The 20,741-nt window shown below is 73.8% G+C and carries 17 protein-coding genes; 13 read left to right on the top strand and 4 right to left on the bottom strand.

From position 1 onward, the window contains the following. Positions 1-122 precede the first annotated feature (122 nt). The 5 genes from ABT041_RS27970 to ABT041_RS27950 all read left to right on the top strand — a co-directional run bounded on the left by ABT041_RS27970 (position 123) and on the right by ABT041_RS27950 (position 8,824). Entirely contained in the window at positions 123-833 is a 711-nt protein-coding gene (locus ABT041_RS27970; RefSeq protein ID WP_351189305.1) for a GntR family transcriptional regulator, read from the top strand. Between the two features lie 88 nt (positions 834-921). Further along, a complete protein-coding gene (locus tag ABT041_RS27965; RefSeq protein WP_351189302.1) occupies positions 922-2,466 on the top strand; it encodes a hypothetical protein in 1,545 nt (514 codons plus the stop codon). A 392-nt stretch (positions 2,467-2,858) separates the two neighbouring features. After that, positions 2,859-3,227 carry a hypothetical protein gene (locus ABT041_RS27960; RefSeq protein WP_351189300.1) on the top strand — a complete coding sequence of 123 codons (369 nt, stop codon included), beginning with the start codon at positions 2,859-2,861 and terminating at the stop codon, positions 3,225-3,227. After that, the gene (locus tag ABT041_RS27955; protein WP_351189297.1) at positions 3,224-4,126 is read left to right on the top strand and encodes a hypothetical protein; all 903 of its coding nucleotides are present in this window, start codon (positions 3,224-3,226) and stop codon (positions 4,124-4,126) included. The genes ABT041_RS27960 and ABT041_RS27955 overlap by 4 nt, the downstream gene beginning before the upstream one ends. Positions 4,127-4,165: 39 nt before the next feature. Continuing rightward, positions 4,166-8,824, top strand: coding sequence for a hypothetical protein (locus ABT041_RS27950; RefSeq protein ID WP_351189294.1), 4,659 nt, complete (start codon positions 4,166-4,168; stop codon positions 8,822-8,824). A 93-nt stretch (positions 8,825-8,917) separates the two neighbouring features. Here ABT041_RS27950 and ABT041_RS27945 read toward each other — a convergent pair whose 3' ends face one another. After that, the gene (locus tag ABT041_RS27945; protein ID WP_351189291.1) at positions 8,918-9,286 is read right to left on the bottom strand and encodes a hypothetical protein; all 369 of its coding nucleotides are present in this window, start codon (positions 9,284-9,286) and stop codon (positions 8,918-8,920) included. A 436-nt stretch (positions 9,287-9,722) separates the two neighbouring features. On the opposite strand from ABT041_RS27945, the gene ABT041_RS27940 reads away from it, so the two are divergent. From ABT041_RS27940 to ABT041_RS27925, 4 genes are read left to right on the top strand one after another with little or no spacing between them, the layout of a single operon-like run. Next, positions 9,723-12,488: a sensor histidine kinase gene (locus ABT041_RS27940; protein ID WP_351189288.1), complete on the top strand. Its 2,766-nt coding sequence runs from the start codon at positions 9,723-9,725 to the stop codon at positions 12,486-12,488. Continuing rightward, a complete protein-coding gene (locus tag ABT041_RS27935; protein WP_351189285.1) occupies positions 12,485-12,931 on the top strand; it encodes a roadblock/LC7 domain-containing protein in 447 nt (148 codons plus the stop codon). Before ABT041_RS27940 ends, ABT041_RS27935 begins: the two co-directional genes overlap by 4 nt. Positions 12,932-12,941: 10 nt before the next feature. Continuing rightward, positions 12,942-13,367 carry a DUF742 domain-containing protein gene (locus ABT041_RS27930; RefSeq protein WP_351189282.1) on the top strand — a complete coding sequence of 142 codons (426 nt, stop codon included), beginning with the start codon at positions 12,942-12,944 and terminating at the stop codon, positions 13,365-13,367. Continuing rightward, a complete protein-coding gene (locus ABT041_RS27925; protein WP_351189279.1) occupies positions 13,348-13,947 on the top strand; it encodes a GTP-binding protein in 600 nt (199 codons plus the stop codon). Before ABT041_RS27930 ends, ABT041_RS27925 begins: the two co-directional genes overlap by 20 nt. Before the next feature lie 66 nt (positions 13,948-14,013). On the opposite strand, the gene ABT041_RS27920 is transcribed toward ABT041_RS27925, so the two are convergent. The 3 genes from ABT041_RS27920 to ABT041_RS27910 form a co-directional block, all read right to left on the bottom strand. After that, positions 14,014-15,171: a lipid-transfer protein gene (locus ABT041_RS27920; RefSeq protein ID WP_351189508.1), complete on the bottom strand. Its 1,158-nt coding sequence runs from the start codon at positions 15,169-15,171 to the stop codon at positions 14,014-14,016. Between the two features lie 26 nt (positions 15,172-15,197). Continuing rightward, on the bottom strand, positions 15,198-15,671 hold the full coding sequence (locus ABT041_RS27915) for a Zn-ribbon domain-containing OB-fold protein (RefSeq protein ID WP_351189276.1): 474 nt from the start codon (positions 15,669-15,671) through the stop codon (positions 15,198-15,200). A gap of 68 nt (positions 15,672-15,739) precedes the next feature. Then, complete coding sequence (locus tag ABT041_RS27910) at positions 15,740-16,561, bottom strand: M15 family metallopeptidase (protein WP_351189273.1); 822 nt, start codon at positions 16,559-16,561, stop codon at positions 15,740-15,742. 58 nt (positions 16,562-16,619) lie between these two features. Between ABT041_RS27910 and ABT041_RS27905 the strand changes: the two genes are divergently transcribed. From ABT041_RS27905 to ABT041_RS27890, 4 genes are all read left to right on the top strand, one after another. After that, positions 16,620-17,138, top strand: coding sequence for an NUDIX domain-containing protein (locus tag ABT041_RS27905; protein WP_351189270.1), 519 nt, complete (start codon positions 16,620-16,622; stop codon positions 17,136-17,138). A gap of 246 nt (positions 17,139-17,384) precedes the next feature. Beyond that, entirely contained in the window at positions 17,385-17,714 is a 330-nt protein-coding gene (locus ABT041_RS27900; RefSeq protein ID WP_351189267.1) for a hypothetical protein, read from the top strand. A 36-nt stretch (positions 17,715-17,750) separates the two neighbouring features. Next, the gene (locus ABT041_RS27895) at positions 17,751-18,518 is read left to right on the top strand and encodes an ATP-binding protein (RefSeq protein WP_351189264.1); all 768 of its coding nucleotides are present in this window, start codon (positions 17,751-17,753) and stop codon (positions 18,516-18,518) included. Positions 18,519-18,525: 7 nt separating this feature from the next. Beyond that, positions 18,526-20,601, top strand: coding sequence for a hypothetical protein (locus ABT041_RS27890; RefSeq protein ID WP_351189261.1), 2,076 nt, complete (start codon positions 18,526-18,528; stop codon positions 20,599-20,601). The last annotated feature ends 140 nt before the right edge of the window (positions 20,602-20,741 follow it).

Genomic DNA, 20,741 nt, shown 5'->3' with positions numbered 1-20,741 from the left:
ACTGAGGAACCGTGCGGTGCCGTCAAGGTAGAGGATTGTTCAACGATCCGACAAGAGGCGTGTTGTCGGTTCCCCGTTTCTGCGGTTGACTCGGCCGCGGACGACGGAAGGGGCGAGGCGCTGTGGACCTGAGTGGGACCGGAGGGCTGACGGACGACCGGGTGCTGCTGGGGCGCACGAGCACGGCGGAGCGGGTCGCGGACATCCTGCGCACCCGGATCGCCGAGGGTTACTTCCCGCCCGGCTCGCGGCTCTCGGAGGAGAGCATCGGCGGCGCGCTCGGTGTGTCCCGCAACACACTCCGCGAGGCGTTCCGGCTCCTCACCCACGAGCGCCTGCTCGTCCACGAGCTCAACCGGGGCGTCTTCGTCCGCGTCCTCGCCGTGGGTGACGTGGACGACATCTACCGCACCCGCCGGCTCGTCGAATGCGCCGTCGTCCGGGGGCTCGGGCAGCCGCCGTTCGCCGTCGACGGGCTCACCGCCGCCGTCGCCGAGGGCGAGGCCGCGGCCCGCGCCGACGACTGGACGGGGGTCTCCACGGCCAACATCCACTTCCACCGCGAACTCGTCGCCCTCGCGGGCAGCGCCCGCACCGACGAACTGATGCGCGGCGTCCTCGCCGAACTCCGCCTCGCCTTCCACGTCGTCGACGACCCGCGCGCCCTCCATGAGCCGTACCTCCGGCGAAACCGGGAGATTCTGGACGCCCTGCGCGCCGGTGAGCGGGCCTCCGCGGAGCGGCTCCTCGCCCGCTACCTCGACGACTCCCGCACCCGGGTCGCCGCTGCCTACGCGCAGGCCGTGGACGATCCCACGGCCCCCGCCGGCTGAGGGCAGAGCCCGTACGAGGCTACCGAGAGCGCCGGTCGCATCTGCGCCGTTTCGACCGTTGTCAGGGTGAGGACCTAATCTGTGCACCGTGACTTCGCCTGCCTCGACGGACCTCGCTCCGCCCCAGCTCAGCGCGGGGCCGCGCCCCGCGCAGGGCCCGGCCGCCGACGAAGGGCTCGCGCGGCGCCTCCGTGCGCTCGCGTGCACCGCCCCGCTGCACGACCTCGACGCGCGCAAGGCGAACCTGGCCGGCGAGTACACGGTCTACGCGATGGCCGAGGTGGCCCTCGCGGCGATCGACCTCATCACGCTGAACATGGACTTCGACACCGGCGCCGACCACGAGCAGATCGTCGCCCGCCTGCTGCCCCGCGTCGCCGCCCAGGCCCCCACCCGCCCCGCCGCCGAGCACGAGCGCGTGGCCCGCTGGGTCCTGGAGAACCTGATCAACGTCGGCAGCGTCGACCGCGGCTTCCGCGCCGTCTACGGCACCTTCGGCACCGACGGGGTCTACGTCCGCCGCGACTACGACTTCAAGCTCATCGAAGAGGTCCCGGGATACGGCGGCGGGGTCTACCTCCGCACCACCGACGAAGCGGTCAACGTCCTCGTCGGAGCCCTCGACACCGACGTCACCAGCGCCCAGATCGCCGCCGAGGTGAAGCTGGAGGTCCTCATCAACCGGGGCCGCCTCGCCGACGCCCAGCTCGCCGCCGAGCAGGCGCGCTACCGGACCGTGCAGTACGCCGAGACCCTCCGCAAGACCCTGGAGGCCACCCGGCGCAACGTCCGCGCCGTCGACTGGCTCCACACCGTCCCCGACATGATCGCCGAGGCGCTCGACCACGTGGCCGACCGCTACCGCCACGAGAACGCGATCCTCACCAACATCCGCAAGGCCCGCGACGAGGCCGAGGCCACGTCCGACGCGAAGACCGCGGAGCACAAGCGGCGCGCCGCCGAGCTCGTCGACATAGTCAAGGACTGCATCCGGCGCCACACCCAGCTCCAGTCCCGCCTCCTGGAAGCCGGACCGCTCTTCCGCGCCGAGCAGGACCGGCAGGCCTTCGCCGCCCCCACCGCGTACACCGGACTCGACCTGTACGGGCAGCTGGTCGCCCCCGTGCTGCCGCTCCCCGTCGAGCAGGCGACGCGCGTCACCGACGCCTTCTTCGCCCACGGCACCGGACTGCGCACCCCCGCCTCCGTCCGTCTCGGCGACCTCGTCGACCTGCTCCTCACCCCGCCCGTCGAGCGCGAGCACCTCGGCGCGGAGATGCCCGAGCCCGACCTCATCGCCACCCCCGACGACTCCCGCTTCAGCGAGGAGCAGCTCGCGAGCGCCATGCGCCTGCTCGACCTGGAGCACGACGCGCCGCGCCGCCTCTCCGGCCTGCTCGCCGAGGCCCGCCGCCTCGACCCCGACCTTCCGTACCTCGTCGCCCTCCTCGCCGTCCACGCGGCGAGCCCCCCGGTCGGCACCGCCTACCGGCAGGGCGAGGAGCGGCTCCTCTTCGCCGTCGACGACGGCACCCCGCTCGACGACCCCGAGTTCGGCGGCGCCGATCTCATCGTCGGTACGGCACTGCTCGACGCGGTGGGCATGGCCGCGGACCGCACGGAGGCCACGTGACCCTCGTCCCCGAGGCCCGGGCGAACGCCGACCACGCCCGGTCCGGCGCGCCCGCGCCCACCGCCGTACCCGCCGAGGAGGCGGACACCGAGCCCGTACGCGCGTCCCTGCCGGGACCCGCGACGGAGCCCCTGCCCGCGCCTGCGACCGGGCCGGCACCCGTACCCGTGCCTGGGGGCGAGTCGGCGCCCCCGCCCGGATCCGAGTCGGACCGGGAAGCGTTCGCGGCGGAGCCGGGAGGGGAACGACACGCGGCCGATCCGGAATCCGCAGCCGTGACCGAGCCTGACCCGGAAGCGCCGGAATCCGCAGCCGTGACCGAGCCCGACCCGGAAGCGCCGGAATCCGCAGCCGTGACCCAGCCCGACCCGGAAGCGCCGGAATCAGCATCCGTGACCGAGCCCGACCCGGAAGCGCCGGAGCCCGACCGCGATGCGTCCGAGCCCGAGCCGGACCGGGAGGCGCACGCGGGCGAGGCGTCCGGGCCCGACCCCGACCGGGCCGCCCCCGACCGGGACGTGCCCGGGCCCGACGGAGAAGCCCCCGCCGGCCGCCCGCGGTTCGGCACCGTGTCCGTGCCCGAGCCGTCCCGTACCCCGCCCGCGCGGCGCCGGGACCTCCCGTCCGTGCGTGCCGTGCGGCTCACGGACGCGCCGCCCGCGCCCGCCGACCGCCGGGGCCCCGCCGCCGTCACCCCCGTCCCGCTGCCCGTACCCCGCGCCGTACCGACCGAGAGCCGTACCGAGGAGCCCCAGCCGTGAGCGAAACCCACGCCGAGTACGCCGACGCGTGGAGCGAGCAGGAGCCCCCGCAGCCCGCGGCCGCACCCACCGCCTCCGCCGTCACCCCCGCGGACGCCGCCGACGCGGCCCGCCTCGTGTCCTTCGGGCTCCAGCCCAAGCTGCTCCCGGCCCGCGACGCCGAGTACACCGAGCTGCTGCGCCGCTACCGCGAGGACCCCGCCTTCGCGCGCCTCGCCGACGCCGTCGCCACCGGCCTCGGGCTCGTCGTCCTCGAAGTGTCCCCGCGCGCGGGGATGGCCGTCACCGCGGGCGAGGACTCCGTCTTCGCCGTCCGCATGGGCGACTACGCCCGCCGCGCCAACACGGACTCCGCCGACCGCTTCCTGCACGGCCTGGCCCACCTCGCGGTCGCCGCCATGGCCTTCCCGCGGCCCGAGGACCTGGCCGACGACGCGTACATCGGCCGGCTCACGGTCAACGGCGTCGACGCCTTCGTGCGCCAGGCCTGTCTGCGCCTGGAGCAGCGCGCCGAGGAGCAGGGCGAGAACACCGACCCGGCCTCCGACGCCCCCGGCCTGGAGGCCGCCTGGCGGATCTACGCCCGCCGCAGCGCCACCGGAGCCACCAAGGACGCCCGCCGCCTCGCCGGTTCCACCACCGGCATCGTCGGCAAGGCCGCCGCGTTCCTCACCGACTCCGGCTTCCTCCAGCGCACCGGCGACGAGGGCGGCGGCTCCTACCGCACCACCGCCCGCTACCAGCTCCAGGTCCGCGACATGGCCGGCTCCGCCGCCATGGCCGAGCTCCTCGAACTCGGCGTCGTCCCCGTCAGCGACGGCTCCGCGACCCTCCTCCCGCCGCCCGAGGGCGACGACCTGGAACTCGCCGCCGACGCGGGCCTGCCCTTCCACGCCTGATCACACCTGATCACGAACGAGACGACGAGAGTCCGCCCCATGTACGAGCTGTCCCGGGTCCGCCTCTACTCCATCGGTCCCGCCGGTGCGCGCTATGCCGACACCGTCCTGGACCTGCGCGGAGTCGGCGCGCCCGTGCCCCACCCCGCCCCCACCCAGGCGGAGTTCTTCGAGGAGGAGCCGGTCGGCCCGCCGCGCCGCCCGGCGCCCGCGGGCGTGCTCTTCCTGGAGAACGGCGGCGGCAAGTCCGTCCTCCTCAAGCTGATCTTCTCGGTCATGCTGCCCGGTCACCGCAACACCCTCGGCGGCGCCAGCTCCGGCGTGCTGCGCAAGTTCCTCCTCGCCGACGACTGCGGCCACGTGGCCCTGGAGTGGCAGCACACCCTCACCGGCGAACTCGTCGTCGTCGGCAAGGCCAGCGAGTGGCGCGGCCGCCAGGTCTCCAACGACCCGCGGAAGTTCGCCGAGGCCTGGTACTCCTTCCGTCCCGGCCCCGGACTCAGCCTGGACAACCTGCCCGTCGCCGAGGCGACCTCCGTCCGCCCGCCCGTCGAGGGCGCCTCCGGCGCGAGCGGCCGCCGCCGCACCATGAAGGGCTTCCGCGACGCGCTCACCGAGGCCGGGAAGGCCTATCCGCACCTGGAGGTGGTCTGGGAGGAGATCCACGACCGCTGGAACGAGCACCTCGGCGACCTCGGCCTCGACCCCGAACTCTTCCGCTACCAGCGCGAGATGAACGCCGACGAGGGCGAGGCCGCCGGCCTCTTCGCGGTCAAGAAGGACTCCGACTTCACCGACCTCCTGCTGCGCGCCGTCACCGACACCCGCGACACCGACGGCCTCGCCGACCTCGTCGGCGGCTTCGGCAACAAGCTGGGGCGCCGCGCCGAACTGACCGCCGAGCGCGACTTCACCGCCGGCTCCGTGGACCTCCTCGGCCGGATCGTCGAGGCCGCCGGAACCCGTGCCCACGCGCGCGAGGTCCACACCGGCGCCGAGCGCCGCACCCGCACGCTCGCCCGCCGGCTCTCCGCCCGCGCCGCCCAGGAGCGTGGCCGCGCCGCCGAACTCGCCCAGCAGGTCACCTCGGCCGGGCACGCCGTCGCCGAGGCCGAGACCGCCCGCAGCCGCAGCTCCCTGATCGCCGCCGAACTCGCCTACCGGCACGCCTCCCTGGCGCTGACCGCCGCCGAGAAGGGCGCCGCCGCCCAGCGCCGCGAACTCACCGACGCCCGCACCCTGCACTCCGCCTGGCAGGCGGCCGAGGCGGTGCTGCGCCACCGCGCCGCCGGCGACCGCTCCGCGCGCGTGGCCGCCGCCATCCGCGAGGCCGAGCGCGACGCCGCCCCCGCCCTCGCCGCCCGCGCCAAGGCCGCCGCCGATCTCGTACGGGCCCTGGCCGCCGCCGCCGAGGAGGGCGAGCGCCACGCGGCGGAGGAGGAAGAGCGCTCCACCGCCCTGCAGGACGCGAGCGAGACCGCCCACCGCGACGCCACCGCCGCCGCCACCGAGGCCCAGCGGGCCCGCAGCGAGGCCGGCCACCTGCGCCAGCGGCTCGCCGAGGTCGAGCAGGAGACCGCCGAGGCCGTACGGGCCGGCTGGCTCGACGACACCGCCCCCGACGCCGACCCGGCCCGCGCCGCGCTCGCCGCGAGCGACGCCGAGAAGACGACCGTCGCCGCCTGGGACACGGCCCGCGAAGCCGCCCGCACCGCGACCGAGCGCGCGCGTGAGGCCGCCGCCGCCGAGTCCCGCGCCGAACTCGCCGCCGCCCGCGCCGCCGACGCCGCCGAGGCAGCCGGGAACGCCTACGACGCGGAGCGCCGCGCCGCCGAGTCCCTCGCCTCCGAGGAGCGCCTCGCGGAGCTCCTGAGCCTGCCGTCCTCCGGCTCCCCGCTCCCGGGCCAGCGCGCCGCCACCGCCTCCGACGCCGAGCCCGAGGAGGACGCCGGAACCGGCCAGGAGCCCCAGGGCCCGCTCACCGTCACCGAGTTCGACCGGTACGCCGACGAGCTGCGCGGCCTGCTCGACCAGGCCGTCGCCTCCGCCGAGCGCCAGCTCTTCGAACTGCGCACCGCCGCGGCCGACGACTCCCGCATCCTCGGCGCCCTCGGCGACGGCGGCCTGCTGCCGCCGGGACCCGACGTCCTGGCCACCGTCGAGTACCTCGGCGAGCACGGCATCCCCGCCCTCCCCGGCTGGCGCTACCTCGCCCAGGCCGTGGACCCCGCCGACCACGCCCGGGTCCTCGCCGCCCGCCCCGAGCTCGTCGACGGTGTGGTGATCACCGACCCCGTTTCGTACGGACGCGCCCGCGAGGTCCTCGGCAGCGCCGCCCTGCTGCCCCGCTCCGCCGTCGCCGTCGGCACCGCCGCCGCCCTGCTCGCCCCCGTACCCGCCCAGGAGACGGCCGAGGACACGGGCGTCTTCCTCGTCCCGCCGAACCCGGCCATGCACGACGAGCACGCGGCCGACGAGGAGCGGCACGCGCTGCGCGCCCGCGCGACCGCCCGCGACGAGGAGATCCGCACCCTCGCCGCCCGCCTCGCCGGCGACCGCGCCCTCGCGTCCCGGATCGGCGCCTGGCGCGCCGACTGCCCGTTCGGGATGCTCGCCGAGCTCGCGTCCGTCGCCACGACCGCCCGCGAGACCGCCGAGGCCGCCGCCACCACCCTGGAGGAGGCCCGCACGGCCCGTACGGAGGCCGACGAGGCCGCCACCGAGGCCGCCCGGCTCCGGGACGAGCGCCAGGAGGCCGCCCAGCGCGCCCGCCGTGTCGCCGACGCCCTCGCGGGCCTGGCGTTCCGGCTGCGCGAGCGGTCCGCCTGGCAGGCCAAGCTCCGCGAACTCGCCGACGACGCCACCGAGTCCGAGGCCCGCGCCCAGACCTGCCTGGAACGCGCCCGCGCCGCCGACGAGGACCGCCGCGCCGCCCAGCGCGCCGCCGACGACGCCCACCGCACCGCCCGCGCCCTGCGCGCCGAGCGCGCCGAGATCGCCGGAGCCCCCGACACCCTCCCCGAGGAGGACCCGGACGCACCCCGCGCCGCGCTCCCCACCCTCCGCGAGGCCTACCGGGCGGCCTCCCAGGTGTACGAGAAGGTCGGCGTCGGCGCCGACCTGCGCGCCGAGCAGGCCCGCGCCGAGAGCGACGAGTCCGCCGCCCTCGCCGAGCTCGACCGCCTCACGAACAAGGTCCGCACCCGAGCCGAACAGCTCCTGGAGTCCACCGACGGCGCCGACGGCCCGTCCCGGCAGGCCGCCGCCGCCCGCGCCGAGGCCCTCGTCCAGATGCTGGAGACCCGCGCCTCCGAGGCGAGCGAGAAGCTCGGCCGGCTCCGCGGCGAGGCCGAGCGCCTCGCCCCCGAGGACGGCGAGGCGCACACCGAGCTGCCCGAGGAGCTGGTGCCGGCCGACGCCGAGCGGGCCCAGGGCCTGCTCCGTACCGCCACCGGCGAACTCGCCTCCCGCACCGATGCCCTGGAGGCGGCCCGCGCCGCCCACGCCGGACTCCTCCGGGACCACCGGGCCGCCGAGGACGCGGCCGGCGGCTTCGACGAGACGGCGGCCCTGCTGCGGGACCTGCTCCGCGACCACGCGGACGAGGAGCGGGAGGAGACCGAGCCGTACCCCGGCACCCTGGAGGAGGCCCGTACGACGGCCGCCGAGGCGCGGCGCGCCCTGCGCGGCTGCACCGCCGAGCTGTCCGCCGCCGACGCCGCCGTGCGCGAGGCGAGCGACATCCTCGTCCGGCACGCCAACTCCACCCGCTACGAGCAGGTCCGCACCCCCGCCCGTCAGCAGATCCGCGAGCTTCCCGCGTCCGCGCTGCCCGAGCACGCCGCCAAGTGGGCCGAGGCCTTCGCGCCCCGGCTGCGGGTCCTCACCGACGAGCTGGAGCAGCTGGAGCGCAACCGCGACTCGATCGTCGACCGGCTGCGCGGCCTCGTGGAGTCCTCGCTCGCGACGCTCCGCTCCGCCCAGCGGCTCTCCCGGCTCCCCGAGGGCCTCGGCGAGTGGTCGGGCCAGGAGTTCCTGCGGATCCGCTTCGAGGAGCCCGACCAGGCCACGCTCGCCGAGCGGCTCGGCGAGGTCGTCGACGAGGCGACCCGCGCCGCCGTCAAGAAGAACTCCGACCTGCGGCGCGACGGCATGTCCCTGCTCCTCAGGGGCGTCCAGGCGGCGCTGGAGCCCAAGGGCGTCTCGGTCGAGATCCTCAAGCCGGACGCGGTGCTGCGCGCCGAGCGGGTCCCCGTCGGGCAGATGGGCGACGTCTTCTCCGGCGGCCAGCTGCTCACCGCGGCCATCGCCCTGTACTGCACGATGGCCGCGCTGCGCTCCAACGACCGGGGCCGCGACAAGCACCGGCACGCGGGCACGCTGTTCCTCGACAACCCGATCGGCCGCGCCAACGCCACGTACCTCCTGGAGCTCCAGCGGGCCGTGTCGGACGCGCTGGGCGTCCAGCTGCTCTACACGACGGGCCTGTTCGACACGACCGCGCTCGCCGAGTTCCCGCTGGTGATCCGGCTGCGCAACGACGCGGACCTGCGGGCGGGACTGAAGTACATCAGCGTGGAGGAGCACCTGCGTCCCGGGCTGCCGCAGCCCGGCGCGGAGGGGGAGACGATCCACGGCGAGATCACGGCGACGCGGATGTTCCGCCGCCACCAGTCCGACGACCCGGACGCCGCGTAGGACCTCGGCACCTGATGCACAACGGCGAGTGGCCCGGCCCCCCTTCGGGGACCGGGCCACTCGCCGTCGTTGCTCAGGCCGTCACGTCTTCGCTCAGGCCGCCTCGGACAGCGGGGTCGTCTCCGCCCGGCTCTCCTCGCGCCGCGCCCGTATCGACGGACGCGCCGTGCTGCTCGGCTCCGACACCACGCCGTTGCGCTGACGCCACACCTGACGGGTGATCCACACGTCGAGGACGCTCCAGGTGGCCACGACGGTCGAGGCCACCGCGGTGACGGTCATCGGGAACGCGAGCCAGGCGCCCGCGACCGAACAGTAGAAGGCCACCACGCCCTGGATGAGTGTCACCGACGTGATCATCACGGCCCGAACCGCGGCGTTGCGCACCGGATCGGGCATCCGCCGCCGGCCCCGCTCCTCCTCCACCCACAACGGCCGCAGCGACCGCCCCTCGTCTTCCATTGTCCTGTCACTCCCCACCACTGAACGACTTCAGGAGTGGCTGCCCGTCTTGAGCCCCTTTACGCGGACAGGACCCTCCCCGTACTCATTGACGCACGAGAGAGGGAAAAGGTTTCGTCCGGGTGGGGTCGAACCTGTCCCATGTCGCTGCGGAACGAACAGTTCCAGCCATCCGCGCAGGCAGGAGAAATGGCACACCATCAGGTGTCCTGCGCCACAGTGGCCGATCCCAACTCCTGTAATACCAGGACATCTCATGATCAACACTCACTCGACAGGCTGAAAATAGCTCGGACACGCCTTCGGGATGGCCGTGATGCAGTAGTAGGCTCGCGCCGCCGTTTGTTGAAATTCAAGGTTGACGCCGCGTGTTGACGCCGGACGTCACGAACGTGAAGGACCCCCGTCGCGCACGGGGGCCGAGCTGGGGGAGGCCATGCGCTTTCGCGGGAAGTCCATCCGCAGGAAGATCGTGGCGTTGCTGCTCGTACCGCTCGTCTCCCTCACCGGACTGTGGGGTTTCGCCACGGTCCTGACCGGCCGCGAGGCCGACCAGCTCCTCGACGTCGGCTACATCGTCGAGAAGGTCGGCTACCCCCTGGAGGACACCGCCCGGGTCATCCAGATAGAACGCCGCCAGTCGCTCATCTACCTCGCCGACCCCCGCGGCTCCGACGCCCTCGCCTCCCTCCGCGAGACCCGCCGGGCCACCGACCGGCAGATCGCCCGCATCCGCGCCAACGCCGACGACCCCGGCGTACGCGACGAGATGAGCCCGGTCACCACCCAGCGGCTCAACTCCCTCCTCGACGCGCTCGACGACCTCGGCTCGCTGCGCCGCTCCGTCGAGAACCGCGGCATCGGCCGCATGCAGGCCCTCGAGTTCTACAACCGGCTCGTCGACCCCTGCTACAGCTTCCTCATCACCCTCCACGCCCTCGAGAACGTGGAGATGGACAAGCAGGGCCGCGCCCTCGTCGGCATCACGCGTGCGCGTGAGCTGCTCTCCCGCGAGGACGCCCTCGTCCTCTCCGCGCTCGTCGCGGACCGCGTCACCGCCGAGGAGATCCGCGAGATCTCCGACCTCGTCGCCAACCGCGTGGCGTTCTACGAGGTCAACCTCGAACTCCTGCCCGCCACCGAGCGCCTGCGCTTCGAGAAGTACTGGCGCAGCCCCAAGACCCTGCCGCTGCGCACCGCCGAGAACGCCGTCATCGAAGAGGGCGCCACCGACAGCCCGCGCGCCATCACCGCCGAACGCTGGCAGGACCAGGCGAGCCCCGTCCTCGACGACCTCGCCCGCGAGAACACCGCCGCCGGCGACCGCTACCAGGAGCGGGTCCAGCCCGCCGCGTACAGCGTCCTCCTCAAGGTCGGCATCGCCGGGGTCCTGGGCTTCCTCGCCCTGCTCGCCTCGATCGTCATCTCCGTCCGCGTCGGCCGCTCGCTCATCCGCGACCTGCGCCGCCTGCAGAAGGAGGCCCAGGAGGTCTCCGGTGTCCGGCTGCCCAGCGTCATGCGCCGCCTCGCCGCCGGCGAACAGGTCGACGTCGGCACCGAGGTGCCCCACCTGAAGTACGGCGAGGACGAGGTGGGCCAGGTCGGCCAGGCCCTCAACACCCTCCAGCGCGCCGCCGTCGAGGCCGCCGTCAAGCAGGCGGAGCTGCGCCGGGGCGTCTCCGAGGTGTTCGTCAACCTCGCCCGCCGCAACCAGGTCCTGCTCCACCGCCAGCTCACCCTCCTCGACACCATGGAGCGGCGCACGGAGGACACCGACGAGCTGGCCGACCTCTTCCGCCTCGACCACCTCACCACCCGTATGCGCCGGCACGCCGAAGGCCTCGTCATCCTGTCCGGCGCCGCCCCCTCCCGCCAGTGGCGCAAGCCCGTCCAGCTCATGGACGTGGTCCGCGCCGCCGTCGCCGAGGTCGAGGACTACGAGCGGATCGAGGTGCGCCGGCTTCCCCGCCTCGGCGTGGGCGGCCCCGCCGTCGCGGACCTCACCCACCTCATCGCCGAACTCCTCGAGAACGCCACGGTGTACTCGCCGCCGCACACCGCCGTCCAGGTGCTCGGCGAGCGGGTGGCCAACGGCTTCACCCTGGAGATCCACGACCGCGGCCTCGGCATGAACCCCGACGCCCTGCTCGACGCCAACCTCCGGCTCGCCGAGACCCCCGAGTTCGAGCTCTCGGACACCGACCGCCTCGGCCTCTTCGTGGTCAGCCGGCTCGCCCAGCGCCAGAACGTCCGCGTCTCGCTCCAGACTTCCCCGTACGGAGGGACCACCGCGGTCGTCTTCATCCCGGCCGCGCTGCTCACCGACGCGCCCGAGACCCAGGGCGCCGGATTCCGGCTCGACCGCAAGACGCTGGAGCGCCCGGGGCGGCCCGACGAGGCCTCCGCCGACGGCGGCGCCCTGCCCACCCGCAGGCCGGCCCTCACCAAGGTCCCCGACGTGACCGAGGTCCCCGGACCGCTCGACGGACCCGTGGAGCTGGAGGCGCCGCTCGGCACCGAGGACTTCGACGTCCTCCTCGACCGCTCCGCCGACCTCCTCGACACCGACAGCGAGCGCGGCGGCCTCTTCCGGCCCCGCGACCGGCGCCGCACCGGCCTCGCGCCGGCCGGCGACCAGCACGAGCAGGCCCAGGACCGCACGGCGGGCCTGGACGCCCCCGCCGAGGGGACGCGCCTCAGCCCCGTGCCGCTGCCCCGCCGCCGTACCCCGACGCTCGTCGTGGACCACGGCCGCCGCCTCGACGAGCCGGACGGCACCCACACGCGGCCGGACCGCGCGCACCCGCAGGACGACCCGTGGGGAGAGCGCCGGGACACGGGCCCCACGCTCGTCCCCGTACGCCCGGAGGCTCCCGGGCGCCCGGGAAGTCCCGTACGACCGGAGGAGCAGGCCCCCGGCCCGTCGCCGGAGACGCCGGACCCGTTCGGCGGTCTGCCCCGCCGCGTCCGCCAGGCCAACCTCGCGCCCCAGTTGCGCGAGACCGAGGGCCCGGCCGGCAAGGGAGCCCGTACGGGCACCGGGGCGCCGGCCGAAGGACCCGACTCCTTCGAGCGCGACGCCGAGCAGGTACGCGCGCGCATGGCCGCCATGCAGCGCGGCTGGCAGCGCGGCCGGCGGGACAGCACCGAGCCGGACGACACGACAGCACCAGGAACGACACCGGAGGGGGACGGTCGATGACCGCACCGAACGCCGCAGCACCCAGCACGACCGGACACGGACACGGAAACGGCGAGCTGAACTGGCTCCTCGACGAGCTCGTCCAGCGCGTCGGGTCCATCCGGAAGGCCCTGGTGCTCTCCAGCGACGGACTCCCCACCGGCGCCTCCCAGGAGCTCACCCGGGAGGACGGCGAGCACCTCGCCGCCGTGGCCTCCGGTTTCCACAGCCTCGCCAAGGGCGTCGGCCGCCACTTCGAGGCGGGCAAGGTCCGCCAGACGGTCGTCGAGCTGGAGGACGCCTTCCTCTTCGTCACGGCCGCCGGGGACGGCAGCTGCCTCGCGGTGCTCGCGGACGCCGACTCGGACGTCGGCCAGGTCGCCTACGAGATGACGCTGATGGTGAAGCGGGTCGGGGCCCACCTCACGACGGCTCCCCGGACCGGCCTGCCCTCGGGAGGGTGAGTGGGACGGCATGAGTGACGAAGCCGAACGGACACAGCGGAAGCGCGACCTGACCCCCGGTCACCACCACTGGTTCGACGACGATGCCGGGCCGGTGGTCCGTCCGTACGCGATGACCCGCGGCCGGACGAGCGCCGCCACCCGGCACAGGCTCGACCTGATCGCGGTGGTCGTTCCCGAACCCGCCGCCGACGACCCCGGTCGGGACCAGACGCTCTCCCCGGAACACGTGGAGATCGTCGAACGCTGCTCCGAGCAGCCCCAGTCGATCGCCGAGCTCGCCGCCGGACTCGACCTCCCCGTCGGGGTGGTACGGGTCCTCGTCGGCGACCTCGTCGAGGACGAACTCGTCCATGTGACCCGCCCCGTTCCGCCGGCCGAGCTGCCGGACGTGAGCATCCTTCGCGAGGTGATCAATGGCCTTCGGGCGCTCTAGCCGCACCAAGCCCTACGTCGAGCCGGTGACCCTGAAGATCCTCGTCGCGGGCGGGTTCGGGGTCGGCAAGACGACGCTGGTGGGCGCGGTCAGCGAGATCAGACCGCTGCGGACCGAGGAGATCCTCAGCGAGGCGGGCCGGCCCGTCGACGACCTGCACGGCGTCGAGACCAAGACGACCACCACGGTCGCCATGGACTTCGGCCGGATCACGCTCCGCGAGGACCTGGTCCTCTACCTCTTCGGCACCCCGGGGCAGGACCGCTTCTGGTTCCTGTGGGACGAGCTGGCGCAGGGGGCCCTGGGCGCGATCGTCCTCGCGGACACCCGCCGCCTGGAGGACAGCTTCGCCGCCATCGACTACTTCGAGCGGCGCGGCATCCCCTTCACGGTCGCCGTCAACTGCTTCGAGGGCGCCCGGCGGTTCCCGGCGGAGAGCGTGCGCGGCGCGCTCGACCTGGACCCCGAGGTGGAGCTGCTGATGTGCGACGCCCGGGACCGCGAGTCCGTGAAGAACGTCCTCGTGGCGGTCGTCCAGCACGCCCTCGTCCTCGCGGACAGGAGCCCGGTCACCACGTGACGGTACGGGCGGTCGGCGCAGCGCCACCACCTGGGGTGGTCGTCGCACCGCCACCACCTGGGGCGGTCAGCGCACCGCCACCACCGCCGAACCGTGCCCGAACAGGCCCTGGTTCGCGGTGATGCCGACCCGCGCCCCCGGCACCTGCCGGTCGCCCGCCGCACCGCGCAGCTGCCAGGTCAGCTCGCAGACCTGGGCGATCGCCTGGGCGGGCACCGCCTCCCCGAAGGAGCCGAGGCCCCCGCTGGTGTTGACCGGCACACGCCCGCCGAGGGCCGTCGCGCCGTCCCGCAGCAGCTTGGCGCCCTCGCCCGGCGCGCAGAGCCCGATGTCCTCGTACCACTCCAGCTCCAGGGCGGTGGACAGGTCGTACACCTCCGCCAGGAACAGGTCCTCGGGCCCGAGCCCGGCCTCCTCGTAGGCGGCACGGGCGATCGAGGCGCGGAAGGCGTGCGGGGCGGGGGAGACGGCCGCCGCCGAGTCGGTCGCGATGTCGGGGAGGTCGAGCACCGCCTTGGGGTACGTGGGGGAGACGGTGGAGACGGCCCGGACCCGGACCGGGTCGGGGTGCCCGCGCCGGCGCGCGAACTCCATGCTGGACAACACGAGCGCGGCGCCCCCGTCCGAGGTGGCGCAGATGTCGAGGAGCCGCAGCGGATCGGCGACGACGGCGGAGGCCGCGACCTCCTCGGCCGTCACGCGCGCGCGGTAGCGGGCCAGCGGATTGAGCGCGCCGGCCGCCGCGTTCTTCACCTTCACCCGGGCGAAGTCCTCGGCCGTGTCGCCGTACAGCGCCATCCTGCGGCGGGCGTAGAGCGCGAAGTACGCCGGATTGGTCGCCCCGAGCACCCGGAACCGCAGCCAGTCCGGGTCACCCGGCCGCTCGCCGCCGGCCGGGGCGAGGAAGCCCTTCGGCGTCGAGTCCGCGCCGACGACCAGGACCACGTCGGCGAGGCCCGCGAGGATCTGGGCCCGGGCGGTCCCGATGGCCTGGGCGCCCGAGGCGCACGCGGCGTACACGCTGGTGACCCGCGCCCCCTGCCAGCCGAGTGCCTGCGCGAAGGTCGCCCCCGCCACGTACCCCGGATATCCGCACCGCATGGTGTCGGCGCCGACGACCGAGCCGATGTCGGACCAGTCCAGACCGGCGTCGGCGAGCGCGGCGCGTGCGGCGGCCGTCCCGTACGAGACGAAGCTCCGTCCCCATTTGCCCCAGGGGTGCATCCCGGCCCCGAGCACGGCGATGTCGTTCACGACCGCTCCTCCCGCTCCGGGCGCGCGACGGGGCGCCAGTTCCAGGTGGTCCAGATGTGCCGCTCGTCCACGTTCAGGACGCCGGGCACCACCTCGACCTCCGTCCCGACGGCGAGGTCGGCCGTCGTCACGCCGGGCGCCGCCTGCCCGAGCACCACCATCGCCTCGGCCGCGAGCTCGACCGCGACCAGGGTGTACGGCTCCCAGGGCGCGTCCGGGTCGGAGACGTAAGGGGCGGGCGGACGGTACCGGCCGTCGGTGTACGACCAGACCCGGCCGCGCGGCGAGAGCGGGACCTCGGCCAGCTCGCCGCCGCCCGGGCACCCGGGGTTGCGGCACCAGTCGTCCTCGCGCGGGAAGAAGACCGACGCGCAGGCCGTGCAGCGGGTGCCGAGCAGCCGGAACTCCGTCTCGGGCACGGTGTCGTCGGTGAACCACCCCGGCACCACAGGTCTGCGCGTCCGAGTCATCTCTCCGGCCTCCCGTGATCTGACGAAGCGTCAGAAGTGTGCCACGGGAGGCCGGTGCTGAGAAGGGATCAGTGACCGGCCACCGACCTCCGCGCCACCGGGAAGTCGAAGAAGGTCGACGGGAACGGCTCCGGCTTGAACGTGAAGTGCCACCACTCCTCCGGCAGGTTCACGAAGCCCTGCTCGGCCAGCGTTCCCCTGAGCAGATCCCGGTTGGCCCGCTGCTCGCCCCCGATCCGCGGATCATCGGTGTGCGAGAGGGTGTCGAAGCAGTCGAAGCCGGTGCCCATGTCCACGGAGTTGTCCGGAAAACGCTCCTCCTGGGGCGCGGTGCACTCCACGAGCTCCTCGCCCGGCACGTACGCGCGCGTGGGCGCCGCCGGCAGCCGCACGATCGTCAGATCCACCGTCGAACCCCGGCTGTGCCCGGACTTCTCCGCGATGTAACCGTCCGCGAACAGCCTCGACTTGTCGACGAGCGGATAGAACTCCTTCTTCATCCGCTCGTCCTCCAGGTCCTTCGCCCAGCGCACGAAGTGGTCCACGGCCCGCTGCGGCCGGTAGCAGTCGTACACCTTCAGCGTGTACCCCCGCGCGAGCAGCCGGAGCTGCGCCCGGTGCAGCGCCTCGGCCGCGGGGCGGGTCAGGATGCACAGCGGCTGTCGGTAGCCGTCCACCGGCTCGCCGACGAAGTCGTGCTCGGTCGTGTAGCGCATCTCCTGGAGGATCGTCGGATCCACGGAGCTCAGGGCCACGAACTCCCGGGGTGCCTTCGGCTCCGGCACGGCCGAGGCCGGGGGTGCGGGCGCGGCGACGGTTCCGGCGAAGGCGAGAAGCCCGGCCGCGGCCGTGACGGCGAGGGTACGGAGAGCGGTTGCGAGTCCTGTCATGCGCACCGTCTATCAGTAACGGCAGCGCCGGGAAAGGGTGATCGCATACGGTCGGGCCGTGAAGGACTCCCACTGCTCCGCGTGCGGCGCCGCCCACCTGCCCGACGCCGGCTGGCCCCGCACCTGCCCGGCCTGTGGCCACACCGCCTACCGCAACCCGCTGCCCGTCGCCGTCGCCCTCCTCCCCGTCACCGACGCGACGGGGACGGGTCTCGTGGTCATCACCCGCACCATCGAACCCGCGAGCGGCGGGATCGCCCTGCCCGGCGGCTTCATCGACCACGGTGAGGACTGGCGCGCCGCCGTCGCCCGCGAACTCCGCGAGGAGACCGGCATCCGGGCCTCGGCGGAGGACGTCCGCCTCGCCGACGCGCTGAGCTCCCCGGCCGGCCACCTCCTCCTCTTCGGCCTCCTCCCGCCCCGCCCGTCCGCACAACTCCCGCCGTCCACCCCGACGGACGAGACGAGCGGCCATCACGTCCTCAAGAAGCCGGCGGAACTGGCCTTCCCGCTCCACACGGAGGCGGTACGGAAGTGGTTCGCGGGGGAGTACGGCCGAGAGCGGGGCGCACGCTGAGCACGGGGCACACGCTGGTCGAGAGCGGGGCGCACGCTGAGCACGGGGCACACGCTGGCCGAGAGCGGGGCGCATGCCGAGCACGGGGCACACGCTGGTCGAGAGCGGGGCGCATGCTGAGCACGGGGGCGCACGCCGGGGCGGCGCGCGCCAGACGGATCGTCCAACTCTCCCGTGATAATGGGCTGTTATGACATGCTGTTCGCTCGCCGTCGTCCTTGGGCGACGCGGAGGAGGGGAGCGTCCATGAACGTCGGCTGGCCCGAGGCCGTCATCGCCCTGGCCGGTTTCGCGGCTGTCGTCGGCATGTTCTTCGCCATCAGGCACAGGATGCGCAAGGCGACCGTCCGCATGCCCGGTGTCACCGCGGGCTTCGAGGCCAACGACGAACAGCGAGGCCTCGCGGACCAGGAGTTGCAGGTCCACGACTCCGTACTCAAGCGCTCCGAGTTCGAGCTGTGGAAGGGTGTGCGGACCGCCTTCTTCCGCTCGAAGGTCAAGGGTTCGACGGTCAAGATCATCGGGGCGGACGGCACCGACACCACCGGAGCCCCGACCGGCACCGAAGGTCCCTGACGGACCGCACCGACACATCGGGAACGGGGCCACGGGATGCCGAACCGAGAACACGTCCACGTCGACCGCGCGGAGCAGCTGGCGCGGTCCGCAGCCGTCGTCGACCGGAGCGACGAGCAGCAGGCGCTCTTCTTCGAAGGGCCCGAGGGCATCGGGAAGACCTCGCTGCTCCGGGAGATCTACCGCCGCCACGCCGCGACCGGTGTCTACTACGTCGATCTGGAGCGCGTCGTCGAGAAGGACGACGTCCTGAGGGACCTGGCCCGGCAGGCACGTCGCCAGGACGTCCCCCTCCCCGGCTACCAGGCGGTGCGTTCGCAGCTGGCCCAGTCGGCGACCGTGAACGTGCACGACATGAGGGCGCGGAACTCCACCATCCAGATGGTCGTCAACACCTCAAGGGACCACAGGATCCAGCTGGAGGCCAAGACCGACGCCCTGCTGGACACCCTCGCCGGGGATGCCCGCAGTCCCGTCGTCTGTCTGGACGGCTTCGAGCACTGCGAGGCACCCATGCGCGGCTGGCTCGGCACGGAACTGCTCCCCGAGCTGCTCAGCCGACGCGGCACCAGCGTCTTCGTGGCCGGACGCCACGTGCCGAGCCTCGCGTACCCCCATGTCACCGCGGTCCGCACCCTGGCGTTGCCTCCCTTCGGCGTCGACGCCGTCGAGGAGTGGATCACCACGCTCGGCTTCGACAGCCTCAAAGGACAGGCGGCGAAGATCCACCGGAGTCACGACGGCGTCCCGGGACTGATACGGGAGTTCCTCGACCTCCACATCGAACCGCTCGGGACCGGGTGAGGCTGTCATGAACGACGAGTTGGTGCTGCGCGCGTTCGACCGGTTCGACCGCCTGCCCGCCGACGAGTGCCGGCTGATCGAGGCGCTGTCCGTGCACGACTTCTTCGACGCCCCGGTCGTCTCGTACACCGCGCGGGCGCTCGGCCTGGACATCGGCACCCGCGAGGTCGCAGCGAACCCCTTCGTGCAGAAGGACGCACTCGCGCACCCCTGGGCCGGGGAGGGGGAGGGCGGGAACGAGCGCGAGGCGGAGTCGTACGTCCTCCGGGGGTTCTTCCGGTCGGCGCTGACCGACCGTCTCCGCGAGACGGCGCCCGACCGCCATGCCCGAGCCCATCGCCTCGCCGCCGCCTACTACCACCAGCCTCTGGAACCGCTCCGGACCGACCGGCTCGACCGGTACGTGAAGGAGGTCCGTCACCTGGCCGCGGTCCGGCCGGACGCCTCCGTCACCCGGCTCGCCTCCTTCGCCCACAGCGCCCTCCTCGCCGGACGCGCCGAAGCGGCGGGCCGGGCCGCGACGGCGACGGTGAACGGCCTCGCCGCTTCCACCCCCGAGGCGCTCTCCCTCGCGACGATCGTCCGCTCCGTCGCGGAGATCCTCGGCGCGCCGGACAGGGCGGAGCACGGCACGGTCATGGCCCTGGAACAGCACCTCGCCGAGTACCCGCCGTCCCAGGACCCCGCCGTCTCACGGATCGTCATGCTCGCCGCCGACCTGGTCGCCTACTACACGGAGAGACGGGCCCCGGTGCTCTCCCTGACCGCCTCCGTCATGCCGGCGGCGGTGACCACCGTGGACCCGCGGGGCCTGCCCGCGTCCCCGGGCTGGGACGAACTGCGCATGTTCCAGGAGCTCGACGCGTTCTCCGCCACGATCAGGACCCGCACCCACCGCCTGGAGTTCCCGGATCGGAACGTCACGCGCCACCAGGTCAGGACGAAGCTGCGTGCGGCCCTCGGCGTGGAGTTCCAGGCGGCTCCCAGCACACCCGTGATCGTGGACCTCGTGCCCTGGGACGAGGACGGATTCCTGGACGACCTGCACCTCAAGGACCGCAACGGCGGCCCGGTCAACATGCTCACCTCGACCAACGTGAGGCTCCAGATCGCGAGAGGCGTCCACCGGCTCCTCACCTCGGAGGGGGACACCGACGCCGCGCCGGGTCGGGAGATCGTCCGGAGCCTCCAGGCCCTCGCGTGGAGCCCCGAGACGGACGAGATCACCTCCGTACTCCAGCTGGCGGCCCAGAACGACGACCTGGACGACGGACACCGGTGGCGGATCAGCCGACTCGTCCGCTACATGCCCGTGGTGGCGCTGATCGACGCCCACACGGGCCTGTCGTCCGAGGTGAACTACGCCTACAGCGACAAGCCCCGGGTGGACCGGATCGGCTGGGGCACCGTCCTGGTGTCGACGGAGCTCACGTTCCCCAGGGAGGTGGCTCAGAACCGGCTGCACGTCGTCACTCCGGCGGGACTGGAGGTCGCCGGCCCCCCGCGGGTGAGCGAGAACGCCGAGATCCGGCCGCTCGTCGAGGCCGACGCGACCGACGACGTCCAGGAGTTCGTCCTCGATGCCACGGAGGACGCCGAGAGCGCCTGGGAGCGCGGTGAACGCCTGACGCGGATCAACGTGGAACTGCCTTACGTCGTACCCCGGGAGAACTTCGTCCAGGCCCTCGCGGCGACCGCCCTCGGCACGGTGGTCTCCGTGGCGGCCGCGGTCCTGCAGGTCCTGCTGGACCCGTTCGTCTGGGCCCAGGTGGGTTCGGCGCTCCTCGCCGCCGGAGCCCTCGTGGTGGAGGTGGCCCGCAAGGGCCCCCGAGGCGGCGAGGCGAACCACGACAGCCTGTACGCCGTCGCGGACAGGCCCCTGAACAACGTGCGGAGGGTCAGCCTCGGGGTGGCGGTCGGCGCCCTGGCGACCACACCCCTGGGCAACGTCGTGGGGTGTGTCCTGTCCGCCGCGGCCGGACTGCTCTGCGCCTTCCTGGCCGCGGCCGTCCTGACGAGGATGCGCCACCGACATCTGCCCGCGGTCGGGGGCCGCGGCCGTGCGCGGGCACTGAGCGGCTGAGCCGCGCGCCGGTTCGGAGGGCGGGGCGAGGCCTCCCCGCTCTCAAGGGAGGCGAACGCCCGCACACCGGCAGGCCACGCTGTCGACCGGGCCGCGAGGCCACGTCCGTGCCCCGTCGGCAGGGGCGCGAGACGTGGATC

The organism is Streptomyces sp. NPDC002825, from assembly GCF_040295385.1.
Taxonomy (GTDB): Bacteria; Actinomycetota; Actinomycetes; order Streptomycetales; family Streptomycetaceae; genus Streptomyces.
The sequence above is the reverse complement of the archived record's forward strand: the minus strand, read 5'-3'. Positions and strand labels throughout refer to the sequence as shown.